Raw genomic sequence first — 15693 nt, forward strand, 5'->3', positions numbered from 1 at the left:
ACTCTCCCACGTATCTCGTGTGGCGCATCTGCCGCGCCTCTGAGGATGAGTCGCATCGGAGGGGACTTCTGTGATGGCGATTTCACCACGCACCGCGACCGGGCGGGGCACCGCCCGTCGCCGGATAGCGGCATCGGCGGCCACGATCGGGCTTCTGGTCCTGGGCTCCGTCGCCGGGGCCGGTAGCGCCTCAGCCGATGAGGGCATCCACCACCAGGGGGGCGCGGTCGCCACTCTGGACGGGCTGAAGACGTTCGACTCGGCCCGCCTCGACATCGGCAACGGCAAGACGAAGAACATCTCGGCGGGTCTGTTCGAGATGAACGTCGAGGGCGGCGGCCGCCTGCAGACGTACTGCATCGACATTCACAACCCGACCCAGAGCAAGGCGAAGTACCTCGAAACGCCTTGGGGCCAGACCTCGCTCGGCGCCAACAAGGACGCCGGCAAGATCCTCTGGATTCTCCGGAACTCCTACCCGCAGGTCGACAACCTCGCGTCGCTCGCGCAGAAGGCGGGCGCCGGAGAGCTGACGCCCAAGACGGCTGCCGCCGGCACGCAGGTCGCCATCTGGCGCATCTCCGACGGGGCGACGGTCGAGGCGAAGAACGAGCAGGCCGAGAAGCTCGCGGACTGGCTGGAGGCCGAGGCCCAGAACCTCCAGGAGCCGAAGACCTCCCTGACGCTGGAGCCGAACGCGGTGTCCGGCAAGTCCGGCGGCAAGCTCGGCCCGGTGACCGTGCACACCGACGCCAAGCAGGTTTCCGTCGCCGCCAACGCCGACGCCGCGGCCGCGGGGGTCAAGGTGACCGACAAGAACGGCCAGCCCGTCACCTCGGCCGTCAACGGCACCGAGTTGTACTTCGACGTGCCGGCGGGAACCGCCGACGGCACCGCCTCGCTCACGACCAAGGCGACCACTCAGGTACCGGTCGGCCGGGCGTTCGCGAGCGCGAGCAAGAGCCAGACGCAGATCCTGGCCGGCTCGACCGAATCCACGATCACCGCCGACGCGACCGCGAACTGGGCCACCAAGGGCGCCATCCCCTCGGCCACAGCGGAGAAGAACTGCGCGAAGGACGGCATCGACGTCTCGGTCCGCAACGACGGCGACAGCGACTTCACCTTCGACCTCGCCGGTGACTCGCACACCGTCGCCGCCGGCGGCACCAAGACCGTGACCGTCCCGGTCGGCGAGGACGAGGCGTACGACATCACCGTCAAGGGCCCCAACGGCTTCTCGGAGCGTTTCCAGGGCGTCCTGGACTGCGAGACCCAGGGCACTCCCGCTCCGAGCACCGGAGGAAGCGGAGAGACCCCGTCCTCCAGCCCGGAGCCCACGCCGAGCGGTGACACGGCCGGCGGCACGACCGGAGACACCACGGGCGGCACGACCGGCGGCGGGGGCGACCTCGCGGAGACCGGCGGCTCCAGCGCCACGCCGGTGATCGCCGGAGTCGCGGTGGCCCTGGTGGCCGCGGGCGGCGCGGCGATGTTCTTCCTGCGCCGGAAGAAGGCCGCGGGCCAGTAGTCCGCAGACCGTTCACGCCCGGGTCCGGCACGCATGCTGCGTGCCGGACCCGTCGCTTTCCCCCCGGAGCCCGGAGCCCGGCGCACGAGCTCGTCCCGGCCGCCCCTGTCGCGGCCCGTGCCGCAGGCGGCCCGTTCCTCCGGCCCGCGTCGCACGGCCCCCGGCACGTGGCGTGGGGGCGGAGGGGCCGGGGGTCAGGTCCCGTGGCATATTCCGGCGGGCAAGATACCCCTCCACCTCCCGCCCTGTCCCGGTTTCCGGCAACTCTCGGAATCCTTTCCGTCACTCCCGGTAGACCTTGCTCCATGAGCGCATGGCTGAAAGACGAAACGACCCTGCAGGCCGGTGCCGCCCCGCACCACGGCGTCGACATCTTCGCCCTGCTGCGGGACCAGTCCGGACCCCAGGCCGCACAGGTCACGGCGGCAGGCGCCGCCTGGCTGGCGGGGGCCGCTCCCTACCCGCGCAGCACGCTCGCCCAGTGGGAGGAGCGCCCCACCGCGCCCGGGGTACTTCCCTGCGGTTCCGCTTTCGACGTCGTGAACGTGCCGGCGCTGTTCGGGCGGCGGATGCTGGAGCGGCTCTGGGCCGAGGGGCCCGGCTCCGGCCCGGTCGCCACGCACCGGGGCCGGATGCTGCTGTTCGCCGCCCCCGGAACGGCCCAGCGGCTGCCCTCGCTGCTCGCCTGGGAGGAGTGGGGATCCGGTGGTCCGGCGGGCTCCGGCGAGCGGCGCGGCGAGGTGCCGCCGCTGCTCTGCCACGGCACCGGTGACGCCGTGACCGTACCGCCGCTGACCTGCACGTCGTCCGACGGCGGGCCGCGCTGGGTGGTGGCGCCCGACACCCGCAGTCCGTGGCTTCCGGGCCCCGACGTACTGCTCTGGGCGTGTGTGCGGGTGAGCCGGTCCGCGTCCTCCCGGAGTGCCGAGCAGGCGATTTTTCCTCGGGCGGATCAGGATGCTAATGTCTACGACGTCACCAGGCGCCGTTAGCTCAGTTGGTTAGAGCAGCTGACTCTTAATCAGCGGGTCCGGGGTTCGAGTCCCTGACGGCGCACAGACGGAAGAAGCCCCTCGCGGAAGCGGGGGGCTTCTTCGTGTGCCGGGCTTCGGACGCCCGGCTCCGGGATCCGGGCTCCGGGCAGTGGGGTCAGACGCCGGTGGTGATCCGGACGGTCCAGGAGCCGGACGGGGTGCGGTCGGCGACCTCGACGCGGACGTCGTCGCCCGGCACGGTGAAGGTCTCCCCGACCCCGAGCGGGGCGTCGGCCAGCGGCGGGTAGACCGAGCGGTCCCAGCAGGCTCCGGTGTCCGGGTGGGTGTCGACCACCTCGACGGGCCCGCGACCGGAGGCCGTCCCGTTGTGGACGCGGTAGATCAGGATGCCCTCGGCGCAGGTGTCCCGGTCGTTCCCGGTGGCGCTGCGGGCCTCGATGGCCAGGGCGCTGCCGGCGCCGGTGCGGACGACGGCGAGCCGGGTCCCGATCGACCCGCCGGGCACCGGGGCGGCGGCGACCGGTTCCAGGGTGAGGTCGGCCGAGCCCTGGACGCAGACGACCTGGCGTCCGCCGATCCAGCCGAGCTTCCACTTGTGCCAGCCGAACAGTTCGGGGGCGAGCCCGAACTGGCTGCCCATGACGTCCCAGTCGCCGACGTGGGTGTCCCAGTCGCCCTTGCCGTCGGTGGGCCGGTGGTAGAGGTCGGCGAGGTCGAAGACGTGCCCGGTCTCGTGGGCGAGGACGTTGCGGTCGGGCGGGTGCTGCTCGAAGACCGTGACGACGCGCCGGATGTCGCTGCCGTCGGCCCGCAGCGGCCGGTCGAAGTTGACGACCTTGGTGGCGTCGGAGTCGACGCCGGGGGCGTCCGGGTCGGCCACCAGGTAGACGACGTCGTACCGGGAGAAGTCCACCTCCGGGTCGACGGCGTCGATGGCGTCACGGAGGTAGGCGGTGCGCCGCCCGGCGTTCCAGTCCCGCTCTATGCCGTACCAGGTGGACTCGCGCGGCATCCGCGTCCAGGTCCGCCGCGGATGGACGCGCAGCGTGAACCGGCCGTAGCTGGCGCGCTCGAAGAAGCGGGTGGTGGCGGGGAAGTGGTCGGCGGTGAGCACCTCGGGGGTGAGCGTGGGCCCGGAGTCCGGGAAGGACAGGAAGATCATGACCGCGTCGAGGCTCTGGCGGGGGCGCGGATAGGCCGTGTTCCAGGTGTCCAGGCCGAGCGAGTGGTGCGCCGCCGTCCGGGGCAGGGCGCAGGATGCGGCGTCCCCCGTGGCGGCCGCGGCGGGGCCCGCGACGAGGGACATGGCGGCGAGCGCCAGGAGGGAGGTGGCGGCGGCGGCCAGACTGCGCAGCGGCGGCCGTTCCGCTCCCCCGGGTCCGCGACGGCACAGCACATCGACCTCCGGGTGGGCAACACGGTCCATCCCGTCCACCCTGTGCCGCTTCGCCACGCCACGCCCTGTTGTGCTGCCCCACACGGGTCCAGCGGTCAAAATCGCCGCCCACACCTTCACGGAACGTCACCATCGATCAGTTCAGCCATCCGATGCAACAGATCCGCACAGAAATGATCAGGATCGGGCAAAGCGGAATGCTTGCCCCCGCTCTCTCACGGGCCCACGCGGTGGCGCGGACCGGACGGCGAGCTGGAACGCCCGACGCGGCACCCTCTATGCTTCACCACGCTTTCCCGCGTGGAACGGGCCCGTTCACGGGACCGCCACCCGGTGGCCTGTCCGACCCCACCAGTTCACGACGACCTTCACAGCGGGAGCGAGCGGTGAGCGGAACCTCCGAAGGGCCGAGCGCCCCGGCAGGCACGGCCGCCGGCGCGCCCCCCGCGCCGGTCACGGAGCGTCATACGGCGGCGGACCCGCCGGCCGCCGGGGACGGTCCCACCGACTCCGAGCTGCGCGACTACCGGGCCGCCTTCAACGCCGCCACGCTCCCCATGGGCGTCATCGACGGCCGGGGCCATGTCGTACGGGCCAACGAGGCGCTCGGCGGGCTGCTGGGCGCCCCGGCGGCGGTCCTCGCCGGGCGGCAGGCGTGCGAGCTGCTCGATCTCGCTTCCGACGACCGCACCTGGCACGCCTATCGCGAGGTCCTCCTGGGCCGACGTTCCCGGTTCCGCTGCACCCGCCGCCTCAAGCACCCCGACGGGCGCTCGCTGTGGGCCGAGATCACCGCCGTACCGATGACGGGCGCCTCGGCGGCGGAGTCCGCCCGGGTCCTGCTGACGGTCTCGGACGTCAGCGACCGGCGCGAGCTCCAGGAGCGGCTGCGCCACCTCCAGATGCACGACCCGGTGACCCGGCTGCCCAACCGGACGCTGTTCTTCGAGCGCCTCGCCTCGGCCCTGGAGACCCCGCCGTACCAGGACGACTCCATGCCGCCCCGGCAGCACGGCCGGATCGGGCTCTGCTACCTGGACCTGGACGGCTTCAAGGCGATCAACGACACCCTGGGCCACCGGACCGGGGACCGGCTGCTGGCCGCCGTCGCCGCACGGCTCACCGACTGCGCGGAGAACGACACCTCCCGCAATCCCGGCGGCAGCAGGCTGGTGGCACGCCTGGGCGGCGACGAGTTCGCGATCCTGGTCGAGGACTCGGCCGGCACACAGGAGCTCACCGACCTGGCCCGCTCGGTCCTCGCCGCGCTCCAGCAGCCGTTCGACCTGGCCGGGCAGCGGTTCTCGGTCTCCGCGTCGATCGGGGTGGTCGAGCGGACCGCGGCGGGCACCTCGCCCACCGGTCTGATGCAGGCCGCCGACACCACGCTGTACTGGGCGAAGGCCGACGGCAAGGCCCGCTGGACCCTGTTCGACCCCGAGCGCAACGCCCACCGCATGACCCGGCAGTCCCTCTCCTCGACGCTCCGGCCCGCCGTGGAGCGCGGCGAGTTCACGCTGGAGTACCAGCCGCTGGTCGGGATGGCGGACGGGGTGCTGCGCGGGGTCGAGGCGCTGGTGCGCTGGAACCATCCGCAGTTCGGCTTGCTGCCGCCGAATCGGTTCGTCCAGATCGCCGAGGAGGACGGTTCGATCGTCCAGCTCGGCCGGTGGGTGCTGCGCACCGCGTGCCGGCAGGCGCGGCGCTGGCAGCTGGACCACCCGGACGAGCCGCCGCTGTTCATCAGCGTCAATGTCGCCGTACGGCAGGTCTGGGACTCCGACCTGGTCGCCGACGTGGCCCAGATCCTGGCCGAGACCGGGCTGGCCCCCGGGCTGCTCCAGCTGGAGCTGACCGAGTCGGCGGTGATGGGTTCGGGCGGCCGGCCGCTGCGGGCGCTCCAGGCGCTGAGCGACATGGGTGTACGGATCGCCATCGACGACTTCGGGACGGGTTATTCGAACCTCGCCTACCTCAGCCGGCTGCCCGTCTCCGTGCTGAAGCTGGACGGGGCGTTCGTGAAGGGCTTCCGGTACGAGGACGGTACGCATCCGAGCCCGGCCGACGAGACGATCGTGGAGGCCATGGTGCAGCTGGCACACCGCCTGGGGCTCACCGTCACCGCTGAGTGCGTGGAGACGGCCGGGCAGGCGGAGCGGCTGCGGCGGATCGGCTGCGACACCGGGCAGGGCTGGCTGTACTCACGGGCCGTGGCGCCGGAGCAGATCGCCGGGCTGATCGGGTCCCGGCCGCTGGAGGGCTGACCGGGTTCCGGCCGCTGGGGGGCTGACCGGGTTCCGGCCGCTGGGGCTGACCGGATCCCGGCCGCTGGGGCTGACCGGGACCACGGGACAGCTCTCAGGAGGCGGCGGGCAGTCCGTACGCGTCCGCGATCAGGTCGTAGCTGCGCAGCCGGGCCTCGCCGCCGTGCGCGTTGGCGGTGATCATCAGCTCGTCGGCGCCGGTGCGCTTGGCCAGGTCGTCGAGGCCGCTGCGGACCTCGTCGGCGGTGCCGTGCACGACGTTGGCGAGCCAGCCGTCGACGAACTCCCGCTCCATCGGGCTGAAGTCGTACGCCTGCGCCTCCTCGGGGCTCGGGATCAGCCCCGGCCGGCCGCTGCGCAGCCGGACCATGGACAGGGCACCGGTCAGCACCTGGCGGCGGGCCTCGCGCTCGTCGTCGGCGGCCAGCGCCGAGACCCCGATCAGGGCGTACGGGGCGTCCAGCGCGGCGGAGGGCCGGAAGGACTCGCGGTACAGGTCGAGCGCGGGAATGGTGTTCTGCGCCGAGAAGTGGTGCGCGAAGGCGAACGGCAGCCCGAGCGTCCCGGCCAGCCGCGCGCTGAAGCCGGAGGAGCCCAGCAGCCAGACCGGCGGCCGGTGCGCGGACTGCACGCCGCCGGGGGCGGTCGCCTGGACCGGGCCCGGCACGGCGTGGATCCGGCCGTACGGGTGTCCGTCCGGGAAGTCGTCGTCCAGGAAGCGGACCAGCTCGGCGAGCTGCTGCGGGAAATCTTCCGCGCCCTCGTTGAGCCGGTCGCTGCGGCGCAGGGCCGCCGCCGTCGCGCCGTCGGTGCCGGGGGCCCGGCCGAGGCCGAGATCGACCCGGCCCGGGGCCATCGCCTCCAGGGTGCCGAACTGCTCGGCGATCACGAGCGGCGCGTGGTTGGGCAGCATCACCCCGCCGGAGCCGAGCCGGATGCGCTCGGTGTGGGCGGCGATGTGCGCCAGGATCACGGCCGGGGAGGAGGAGGCGACCCCGGGCATGGAGTGGTGCTCGGCGACCCAGTACCGGTGGAAGCCGCGGCTCTCGGCGAGCTTCGCGATGTCCACGCCGGTGCGCAGGGCCTGGGTCGCGGTACGGCCCTGCCCCACGGTGACCAGGTCGAGGACGGACAGCGGAACGGGGGCCCTGCCGACAGCCATACCTCGGATTCCGTCGCCGCCCGTCTCGTCGCCTCGGATCTCTTCCACGTGTCGGCCCTCTCCCGGTGGTACTCGTCGTACGTATCGGAGGGGTGCAACAGGAGGATGACTCCGTTTATTCCGCCGGGCCGCCTTCTCACCGGGACGGGACAGCCCTTACTCCCGTACCTCGATGCCCTTCGGTTCCAGCGACCTCAGCACCGGCTCCCGGGTGGCGAACAGGGCGCCTAGCGCGGGGGCCCAGGTCCGGCGGTCTGTGAGCCGCAGCCCCTCCCACACCGTGACCTGGTTCGCCGTGAGGACGGGCTTGCCGAGCAGCTCCTCCAGTTCGAGGAGGTACGCGGCGGTGTGCAGGGAGGTGTCCGGGATCAGCACCACCTCGGCGTCCGGGTGGCCGGCCTCCCGCGCCAGCCGTTTCACCTGCTCCGGGGCCCAGGATCCGGCCTCGGCCGACGAGGCGGCCCCGCCGGACGCGGCGGCCACCGCCTCGACGCCCGCCGACGCCAGGAACCGCACGAAGAGCCCGGTGACGTCCTCGGGGTAGGGCGCGGCGACGGCGACCCGGCCGGCGCCCAGCTCGCGTACCGCGCGGGCGAAGCCGATGGAGGTGCTGGAGGCGGGCAGGCCCGCCGCACGGGCGAGCGTGGCGACCTGCTCGTGGGCGCCCTCCCAGCCCTGCGCGAAGCTGCCGCCGCTGGAGGCCCAGAGCAGCGCCTCGGCCCCGGCGAGACGCAGTTCCTCGACGCCTTCGGCGAGCCGGCCGGGGGTGCCCTGCTCGCGCAGCGCGTCGGCGCGGTAGGCGTCCTCACCGGTCTCGGTGGCGAACAGGGGCAGCCGGATGTCGGTGTCGAGCAGGATCTCGATCCGTGGGAAGTCGTCCTCGGCGGCATGGCCCGGGTAGAGAAGTCCTACGGTCGTCATGTCCACCCCTTCTGTGCGTCTTACCCTGAGCTGTTGTCCTACTACGTCTTGCATACGTCTTGCACTGACTTGTTCCGACTTGTTCCCAGTATTCCCCCGTGCGAGCACCGGGGCGCGCGGCCGGGCCTCGTTGACGAAGGGGTGACCGGCTGCGAGCGTGGGCGGGTCCGTACGTCCGCTCCGTCGCGGAGGGCCGACCAGCGATGCCGGATCCCGTCCTGCTCGTCCTCGACGCCGAACCGTCCCCCCGGCTCGGCCGGCTGACCGGCCGGGTGGAGGTGCGGTACGCGGACGCCTCCTCGCTCGCCGGGCTGCTCCCGGCCGCCGATGTGCTGCTCGTATGGGACGCGGTCTCCGACGCGGTGCGCGAGGCCTGGCCCGGACCGGGTGCGCGGCCGCGCTGGGTGCACACGGCGAGCGCGGGCGTGGACCGGCTGCTCTGCCCGGAGCTGGTCGCCTCCGACACGGTTCTCACCAATGCGCGAGGCGTCTTCGAGCGGCCGGTGGCGGAGTGCGTGGCGGGTCTGGTGCTGTCCCTCGCCACGGATCTCCCCGGCACGCTGGAGTTCCAGCGGCAGCGGCGCCGGCACGACCGGGAGGGGCAGCGGGTCGCCGGATCGCGGGCGGTGGTCGTGGGGGCGGGACCGATCGGCCGGGAGATCACCCGGCTGCTGCACGGCCTGGGGGTCACGGTGGCGCTGGTGGGGCGGACCGCCCGGCGCACGATCCACGGGGTGGCGGACCTGGACCGGCTGGCGGCGCGGGCGGACTGGGTGATCGCGGCGGTCCCGCTGACGGAGTCGACGCGCGGGATGTTCGACACCCGGTTCTTCGGGCTGCTCCAGCCGTCGGCGCGGTTCATCGGCGCGGGGCGGGCGGCGACGGTGGTCGAGGCCGACCTGGTGGACGCGCTGAACCGCCGCTGGCTCGCGGGGGCGGCACTCAGCACCTTCCAGGAGGAACCGCCGGACGCCGGAAGCCCGTTGTGGGACACCCCGGGCCTCGTGCTCACCCCGCACCTGGGCGGGAACACCGCGGGCTGGCGCGACCGGCTGGGCGAGCGGTTCGTGGCGATGTACGAACTGTGGTCGCGCGGCGAGCGGTTGCCGAACACGGTGGACAAGGTGCTCGGTTACGTTCCGTCGACCGACCTCTCCGACGACCGCATCGCCCCCTGACGCGCCGCGCCGCACCCTGACGCGCCGCACGGAGCGACCGGCCCCCAGAGGCGCTCACCGCCGGCTCGCCCACCACGAATCCACTGACTCGCCGTCATGAACCTTTCGCGCCCGGGGAACACGCCCCGCACATCCATGGTCGCGCTCCGCCCTCCTCCGGGCACGGGAAGGTCTCCTTCCGGCCACTGTTGGGTTACATGCCTCCGGCTTCCTGCATAGACGTACGGGAGCGGGCAGGGGCTCAATCTGTCCGGACTGTTCGACCTCCAGGAGATTGCGAACCATGGCTGAATTCCCGAACCTGTCCCGCCGGGGTTTCCTCAACGGATCGGCGGCCGTGGGCGGCCTCCTCGTCGTTCCCGGCCTGCTCACCGCGTGCAGCAAGACCGACTCCGGCTCCGCGACCGGCGAGGGCGCCCTGGACAAGCTCCGCAAGCAGGGCTTCGTACGGGTGGCGTACGCGAACGAGGCCCCGTACGGATATCTGGAGGGCGAGGAGCTCAAGGGCGAGGCCCCGACGCTGCACCGCGAGATCTTCAAGGCGCTGGGTGTGGACGAGCTGAAGCCGACGCTCTCCGAGTGGGACGGGCTGATCCCCGGGCTCCAGGCCGGGAAGTACGACGTGGTCAGCGCGGGCATGGCCATCACCCCGGAGCGCTGCGGCAGCGCGATCTTCTCCGAGCCGGAGTTCATCTCGCCGACCGCGCTCATGGTGAAGAAGGGCAACCCGAAGAAGGTCACCGACCTGGCTTCCGCGAAGGAGGCGGGGATCACCGTCGGCGTGATGTCGGGCGCGGTGGAGGGAAGTTACGCCAAGGGCGCGGGCATCCCCGAGGACAGGATCAAGACGTTGCAGAAGCCGCAGGACGGGGCCGACGCCGTCAAGGGCGGCCGGATCGACGCCTTCCTGCTGACCGGTATCTCGCTGCGCTGGCTGGCGAAGACCAACCAGGACACCGAGGTCACCGAGGCGTTCGTGCCGACGCTGGACGGCAAGGAGCAGTACTCCCCCGGCGGCGCGGTGTTCCGCAAGGGCAACGAGGACCTGCGGGACTCCTTCAACCGCGAGCTGAAGAAGATCGTCTCGGACCGCTCGCGCTATGTGCAGCTGTTGGAGCCGTACGGGTTCGGGGAGACGGAGATCCCGCCCGCCGATCTGAAGACCGCGGAACTGTGCAAGGGCTGACGGGGCGGACGCACACGCATGAGTGACTTCCTCTCTCTCCTCGTCGAGGAGTTTCCCCGGGTCCGCTCGGGCCTGCAGGTGACACTTCAGGCCACGGTCCTGGGTGCGCTGCTGGCCCTGGTCCTGGCCTTCGCGCTCGGCCTGATGGCCGGCAGCCGGCTGCTCCTGGCCCGCGGGGTGTCCCGGGTGGTCGTGGAGTTCTTCCGGGGGACCTCCCTCTACATCCAGCTGTTCTGGCTCTACTACGCCATGCCTCCGCTGACCGGCTACGAACTGACCCCGCTGGTGTGCGGTGTGGTGGCCTTCGGCCTGAACTTCGGCGCCTACGGGGCAGAAGTGGTGCGTGGCGCCATCAACTCCGTTCCGCGCGGGCAGTACGAAGCGGCGATCGCGCTCAACCTGAGCCCGTCCAGGAGGCTGTGGAAGGTGATCCTGCCGCAGGCCTGGGTGCAGATGATCCCGTCCTTCACCAACCTGCTGATCCAGCTGTTGAAGGCGACCCCGCTGCTGTGGCTGATCTCCGCCGCCGATCTGATGACGGTGATCCAGCAACTGCGCGACCGTACCGGTGAGACCCTCACCGCCTATGTGACCCTGCTGGCCGCCTACTTCGCCCTGGCCTACGCGTTGACCACGCTGATGAACCGGCTGGAGCAGAGCGCCAAACGGCGGCTGGGCCTGGCCACCACCGGCTCGAAGAGCCTGTTCAAGAGCCGTGGCGCGGCCACGACCGCCGCGGGAGGCAACCGGTGAACGGCTTCGACTGGAACAGACTCGGCGACTCCCTCCCCCTGTTGCTGGAGGGATTCAGGATCACCCTGCTCGCCACCCTGATCGGCACCCTGGTCGCGGCCGTGCTGGGGCTGGCGGTCGCGATGGCCGGGCGTGCCCCCAGCAAGTTCGTGACCGTCCCGGTCCGGGTGGTCATGGAGTTCGTCCGCTCCACCCCGCTGCTGGTGCAGCTGGTCGGCGCGGCGGCCGTCTTCAACTCGGTCGAACCGCTGTACATCGGCATCACCGTGTTGGGCATCCACTACGCCGCGTACACCTCCGAGGTCTACCGGGCCGGGATCGACGGGGTGCCGAAGGGCCAGTGGGAGGCGTGCCGCGCGCTGTCGCTGTCGCCCCGGCGCACCTGGCAGGCCGTGATCCTGCCGCAGGCGGTGCGCAACGTGCTGCCCGCGCTCGGGAACTACGCGATCTCGATGTTCAAGGAGACGCCGTTCCTCGCCGTGATCACGGTGCAGGAGATGGTCTTCGAGGCCCGGAGGTACGGGGCCGAGCAGTTCGCGTACACCGAGGTGTTCACCCTCGCCGGCCTGATCTTCCTGGTCGCGAGCTACCCCACGTCGCTGTTGATGAGAAAGCTGGAGAAGCGCCTTGGCCACTGAACCCCTTCCCCTGAAGAAGACGGAGTCGCCGGGGCCGGCCGGGACTCCCGAGGACGCCGTACCGGCCGCCGGGGGCACGGGCGAGCCGCTGGTGCGCTTCGACAAGGTGGTGAAGCGCTACGGGGACCACGTGGTCCTGGACGAACTGGACTTCACCGTCGACCGTGGCGAGCACGTCACCCTGATCGGGCCCAGCGGCTCGGGCAAGACCACGATCCTGCGGCTGCTGATGACGCTGGAGAAGATCAGCGACGGGGTGATCTGGGTCGACGGCTCGCCGCTGTCCCACGTGCGGGCCCCGGACGGTTCGCTGAAGCCCGCGGGCGAGAAGCAGCTGCGCGAGTCCCGGAAGAAGATCGGGATGGTCTTCCAGCAGTTCAACCTCTTCCCGAACATGAAGGTGATCGAGAACATCACCGAGGCCCCGGTCAGCGTGCTCGGCAAGAGCCGCGAGGAGGCGGAGACCCGGGCCCGGGAGCTGCTGGACCTGGTCGGGCTCTCCGAGAAGGTCTCCGCCCACCCCTCCCAGCTCTCCGGCGGCCAGCAGCAGCGGGTCGCCATCGCCCGCGCCCTGGCCATGGAGCCGGAGATCCTGCTCCTGGACGAGGTGACCTCGGCGCTCGACCCGGAGCTGGTGGCGGGCGTGCTGGAGCTGCTGGAGGACATCGCCCGGAACACCGACATCACCATGCTCTGCGTGACCCACGAGATGAATTTCGCCCGGGACGTCTCGGAGAAGGTGCTGATGTTCGACGCGGGACGGGTCGTGGAGTCCGGATCCCCGGAAAAAATCTTCTCCGATCCTTCACACGAACGTACGCGCGAGTTCCTCAACGCGGTGCTGTGACCTCGCAGTTGAGACCCCGCCCATGACGGTGGCATATGCCAGGCGGGTGCGCCCCAGCTGACAGCTCCGGGGCGCGCCCACCGACCCGCCAACTGCCGCCCCGCAGCGGCATTTCGGCGGCTATCGTGGGGCGGAAGCTTGCGGTCACAACCTGGTAGGGGGACACCGTGGCATTGAAGCCCGAGCCGACCGCGCCGTTCCACTCGGTGCAGTACGCGCTGCGCGTACTCGAAGCGGTCTCCAAGCACGGCAACGGCGTGACCGATGCCCAGATCTCCCGCGAGACGGGGCTGCCGACCGGCCACCTCGCCTCCCTGCTCCTCACGCTGCGCCGCGAGGGATACGTGGAGCAGGTCAGCGACGGCGCGTACGTCATCGGCGCCTCGCTGCTGCTGCTCGGCTCCGGTGCGGCCCGCCGCCAGGCCCTGGAGGACCGCCTCCAGAGCACCCTGGCCGAGCTGCGCGACTCCATCGGCGCGGCGGTCTATCTCAGCCGCTATGTCGACGGCGAGGTCCGCATCACCCAGGTCGCGGACGGACCGCTCACGCCGGCGGTCAACGAGTGGGTGGACTTCCGCTCCTCCGCGCACGCCAGCGCGGTCGGCAAGTGCCTGCTGGCCCAGCTCGACCACGACGGCCGGCGCGATCACATCTCCCGGCACCGGACGGCCCGGCTCACCTCGCGGACGATCACCGACGAGAAGATCCTCTTCTCCCAGCTGGACGCCCAGTCCGCCACGGTCCCGGTGCTGGACCTCCAGGAGTACGCGGTGGGCACCGTCTGCGCGGCCGTGCCGCTGACGGCCGGCTCCGCCGCGGGCTGCCTCGCCCTGTCGCTGCCGATCGAGGACGCACACCGGCTGCGGGCGGCGGCCGACACGCTGAGCCGCCAGGCGGCTCCGGTGCTGTTGTCGCTGGCGCTTTAGCAGCCGAGCTGGTGTCGCCGGCGCTGTAGCGGCCGTGCTGGTGCTGCCTGCGCTGTAGCGGCCGGGGCCCGGTCCCGTGGGCGGGGTAGCGTCTGCACCATGTACGACGCACCGGTGCCCGCACTGAACCTCCTCAAGGAGTTCGAGGACAGCGTCGACGACTTCTTCGCGCCCGGCTTCGAGCTGATCGCGTTCGGCGAGGACGACGGCGGATATCAGCCGCTCTCCGACCGGATCCGGCCCTTCGCACAGGCCAACGGCTCCGGCTCGACGTACGCCATCTGGCTCCTGGAGGACCGTGCCGACCTCACCACGCTGCCGGTGCTCCTCATCGGCGACGAGGGGGGTGTCCACATCGTCGCCCGCGACCTGCCCGAGCTGCTGCGCGTCCTGGCCGCCGGCTGGACGCCGATGATCGACTGGGCCGGCGTGGACTACTACGACGAGCGCGAGGAGGAGGACGCGGACGGCGAGGACGCGTACGACCCCTGTCCGGCGAACCCCGCGTTCCGGGCCTGGCTGCGCGAGAGCTTCGGCCTGGAGGCCGCCGAGGACCCGAACGCGGTCGTCCGCGCGGCCGGGGCCGAGCTGGGCGACGCCTTCACGGCCTGGATCGGCCCGCTCATCCCGGACGCGGTGAGCGGGCGCGGGGGCGACGGAGAGGGCTGAGGACTGAGGGCTGCCCCGTGGAGGGCGCCTCCTGGGCCGGGTGTCATCAGCACCCCCGGGGACCAGGTATTATTTTCGAGTCAGCAGGCGCCGTTAGCTCAGTTGGTTAGAGCAGCTGACTCTTAATCAGCGGGTCCGGGGTTCGAGTCCCTGACGGCGCACGACACGTAGTGGGCGGTCTCCTTCACGGAGGCCGCCCACTACGCTTTTCTCCTGGTCAGAGCGTTCTGCCGTGCTCGGCGTCGTTCCGCCGCGCGGCAGCGGATCCGCGAGGAGCGCCGCCCGCGCGGCGGCGCCCTTGACCATCCGGTGATGACTGAGCACGGTGGGGCCGTGCTTCAGGGCGGGCCGGCGGTCACCCCATGGACGGACGAAACTCCGCGACGGTGCCGGTACTCCTCATGGCGCCGCACGACAGCCGAAGGCGTCAGAACTTGACGTCGGAGCAGGCGTAGAACGCGTTGGTGGTGTCCGCGACGTTCCAGACGGCGAGAATGATGTGCTTGCCGTTCTTCAGGGTGGGGATCGTGCCCTGGTGGGTCAGCGTGGCCGGCGGCTGCTGGCTCCCGTAGGGCACGGTCATGAAGGGCTGCGATTCGAGCGCGGCCCGGGTGAGCGGCTTGGTCGGGTCCCAGCCGTTCTTGGTGATGTAGTAGCGGAAGTCGCTCGTACGGTGACGGGCGGTGAACTGCCAGCGGAAGCTGTAGCCCTGTCCGCCGGTGACCTGGGTGGCGGGCCAGTTGCCGCCGCGCGGGTCATCCAGCTGGGCGAACTGTCCGTTGCCGCCGGAGCAGATGCTGCCGTCCGCCGGCCCTGATGCCGGGAAGCCCTTGGGCCCCTCGACGCTCTGCGGCTCCCACTGGATGTTGCCGCAGCCGGTCACCGCGCCGTTGGCACACAGTTTCTGCCGGCTGATCGGGGAGTCCGTGTAGCCGTGACTGCTGGCACTGGAGGTCGCGAGCACCGAGACGCCCGCTATCGCCAGGCCGATCACGGCCGCGCTTGCCTTTTTCCGCATGGGCTGTCGCTCCTCTAGAACGTGGGGGAGGTTCCATGAGCATTGCTCGACTGCTGCGCGCTGGTGCGTGGTGCCGTGCATGCGGGTGCTGCGGTCTAGACCAAGTCTTAGATTATTGACGCGACGTGAACATGTCCAGACCAATGAGCGTCATATTCCAGCGGGCCTCCGGAGCGCCCCGAAGCGCCCCCGGGGACTCCCTCGGGGGC

14 protein-coding genes and 2 tRNA genes are annotated in these 15693 nt (G+C 71.4%); 12 read left to right on the forward strand and 4 right to left on the reverse strand.

The features are described 5' to 3' along the window. The first annotated feature begins 73 nt into the window (after positions 1-73). The 3 genes from ACGF2Y_RS12895 to ACGF2Y_RS12905 all read left to right on the forward strand — a co-directional run bounded on the left by ACGF2Y_RS12895 (position 74) and on the right by ACGF2Y_RS12905 (position 2587). On the forward strand, positions 74-1531 hold the full coding sequence (locus ACGF2Y_RS12895) for an LAETG motif-containing sortase-dependent surface protein (RefSeq protein WP_392945828.1): 1458 nt from the start codon (positions 74-76) through the stop codon (positions 1529-1531). 305 nt (positions 1532-1836) lie between these two features. Further along, on the forward strand, positions 1837-2523 hold the full coding sequence (locus tag ACGF2Y_RS12900; RefSeq protein ID WP_392945830.1) for a bifunctional DNA primase/polymerase: 687 nt from the start codon (positions 1837-1839) through the stop codon (positions 2521-2523). After that, a tRNA-Lys gene (locus ACGF2Y_RS12905) sits at positions 2514-2587 on the forward strand. Before ACGF2Y_RS12900 ends, ACGF2Y_RS12905 begins: the two co-directional genes overlap by 10 nt. Positions 2588-2680: 93 nt before the next feature. Here the strand turns inward: ACGF2Y_RS12905 and ACGF2Y_RS12910 are convergent. Beyond that, positions 2681-3952, reverse strand: coding sequence for a M6 family metalloprotease domain-containing protein (locus tag ACGF2Y_RS12910; protein WP_392945832.1), 1272 nt, complete (start codon positions 3950-3952; stop codon positions 2681-2683). Between the two features lie 356 nt (positions 3953-4308). On the opposite strand from ACGF2Y_RS12910, the gene ACGF2Y_RS12915 reads away from it, so the two are divergent. Continuing rightward, positions 4309-6186 carry a putative bifunctional diguanylate cyclase/phosphodiesterase gene (locus ACGF2Y_RS12915; protein WP_392945834.1) on the forward strand — a complete coding sequence of 626 codons (1878 nt, stop codon included), beginning with the start codon at positions 4309-4311 and terminating at the stop codon, positions 6184-6186. A gap of 94 nt (positions 6187-6280) precedes the next feature. On the opposite strand, the gene ACGF2Y_RS12920 is transcribed toward ACGF2Y_RS12915, so the two are convergent. Then, a complete protein-coding gene (locus tag ACGF2Y_RS12920; protein ID WP_392945836.1) occupies positions 6281-7396 on the reverse strand; it encodes an LLM class flavin-dependent oxidoreductase in 1116 nt (371 codons plus the stop codon). Between the two features lie 108 nt (positions 7397-7504). Continuing rightward, complete coding sequence (locus tag ACGF2Y_RS12925) at positions 7505-8269, reverse strand: decarboxylase (RefSeq protein WP_392945838.1); 765 nt, start codon at positions 8267-8269, stop codon at positions 7505-7507. 203 nt (positions 8270-8472) lie between these two features. Here ACGF2Y_RS12925 and ACGF2Y_RS12930 point away from each other — a divergent pair, with 203 nt between their 5' ends. From ACGF2Y_RS12930 to ACGF2Y_RS12965, 8 genes are all read left to right on the forward strand, one after another. Continuing rightward, complete coding sequence (locus tag ACGF2Y_RS12930) at positions 8473-9447, forward strand: D-2-hydroxyacid dehydrogenase (RefSeq protein ID WP_392945840.1); 975 nt, start codon at positions 8473-8475, stop codon at positions 9445-9447. A gap of 283 nt (positions 9448-9730) precedes the next feature. After that, positions 9731-10633, forward strand: coding sequence for an ectoine/hydroxyectoine ABC transporter substrate-binding protein EhuB (ehuB, locus tag ACGF2Y_RS12935; RefSeq protein WP_392945842.1), 903 nt, complete (start codon positions 9731-9733; stop codon positions 10631-10633). 18 nt (positions 10634-10651) lie between these two features. After that, entirely contained in the window at positions 10652-11386 is a 735-nt protein-coding gene (ehuC, locus tag ACGF2Y_RS12940) for an ectoine/hydroxyectoine ABC transporter permease subunit EhuC (RefSeq protein WP_392945844.1), read from the forward strand. Beyond that, the gene (gene ehuD, locus ACGF2Y_RS12945) at positions 11383-12024 is read left to right on the forward strand and encodes an ectoine/hydroxyectoine ABC transporter permease subunit EhuD (protein ID WP_392945846.1); all 642 of its coding nucleotides are present in this window, start codon (positions 11383-11385) and stop codon (positions 12022-12024) included. The genes ehuC and ehuD overlap by 4 nt, the downstream gene beginning before the upstream one ends. Further along, complete coding sequence (gene ehuA / locus ACGF2Y_RS12950; RefSeq protein ID WP_392945848.1) at positions 12014-12871, forward strand: ectoine/hydroxyectoine ABC transporter ATP-binding protein EhuA; 858 nt, start codon at positions 12014-12016, stop codon at positions 12869-12871. The genes ehuD and ehuA overlap by 11 nt, the downstream gene beginning before the upstream one ends. A 167-nt stretch (positions 12872-13038) precedes the next feature. After that, on the forward strand, positions 13039-13797 hold the full coding sequence (locus ACGF2Y_RS12955; protein ID WP_392945850.1) for an IclR family transcriptional regulator: 759 nt from the start codon (positions 13039-13041) through the stop codon (positions 13795-13797). Positions 13798-13896: 99 nt separating this feature from the next. After that, on the forward strand, positions 13897-14466 hold the full coding sequence (locus ACGF2Y_RS12960; protein ID WP_392945851.1) for a hypothetical protein: 570 nt from the start codon (positions 13897-13899) through the stop codon (positions 14464-14466). Positions 14467-14553: 87 nt separating this feature from the next. Continuing rightward, positions 14554-14627 (forward strand) — tRNA-Lys (locus tag ACGF2Y_RS12965). A 266-nt stretch (positions 14628-14893) separates the two neighbouring features. On the opposite strand, the gene ACGF2Y_RS12970 is transcribed toward ACGF2Y_RS12965, so the two are convergent. Then, positions 14894-15484, reverse strand: coding sequence for a lytic polysaccharide monooxygenase (locus tag ACGF2Y_RS12970; RefSeq protein WP_392945853.1), 591 nt, complete (start codon positions 15482-15484; stop codon positions 14894-14896). Positions 15485-15693: the final 209 nt, after the last annotated feature.

The organism is Streptomyces sp. NPDC048142, from assembly GCF_043202835.1.
GTDB lineage: Bacteria > Actinomycetota > Actinomycetes > Streptomycetales > Streptomycetaceae > Streptomyces.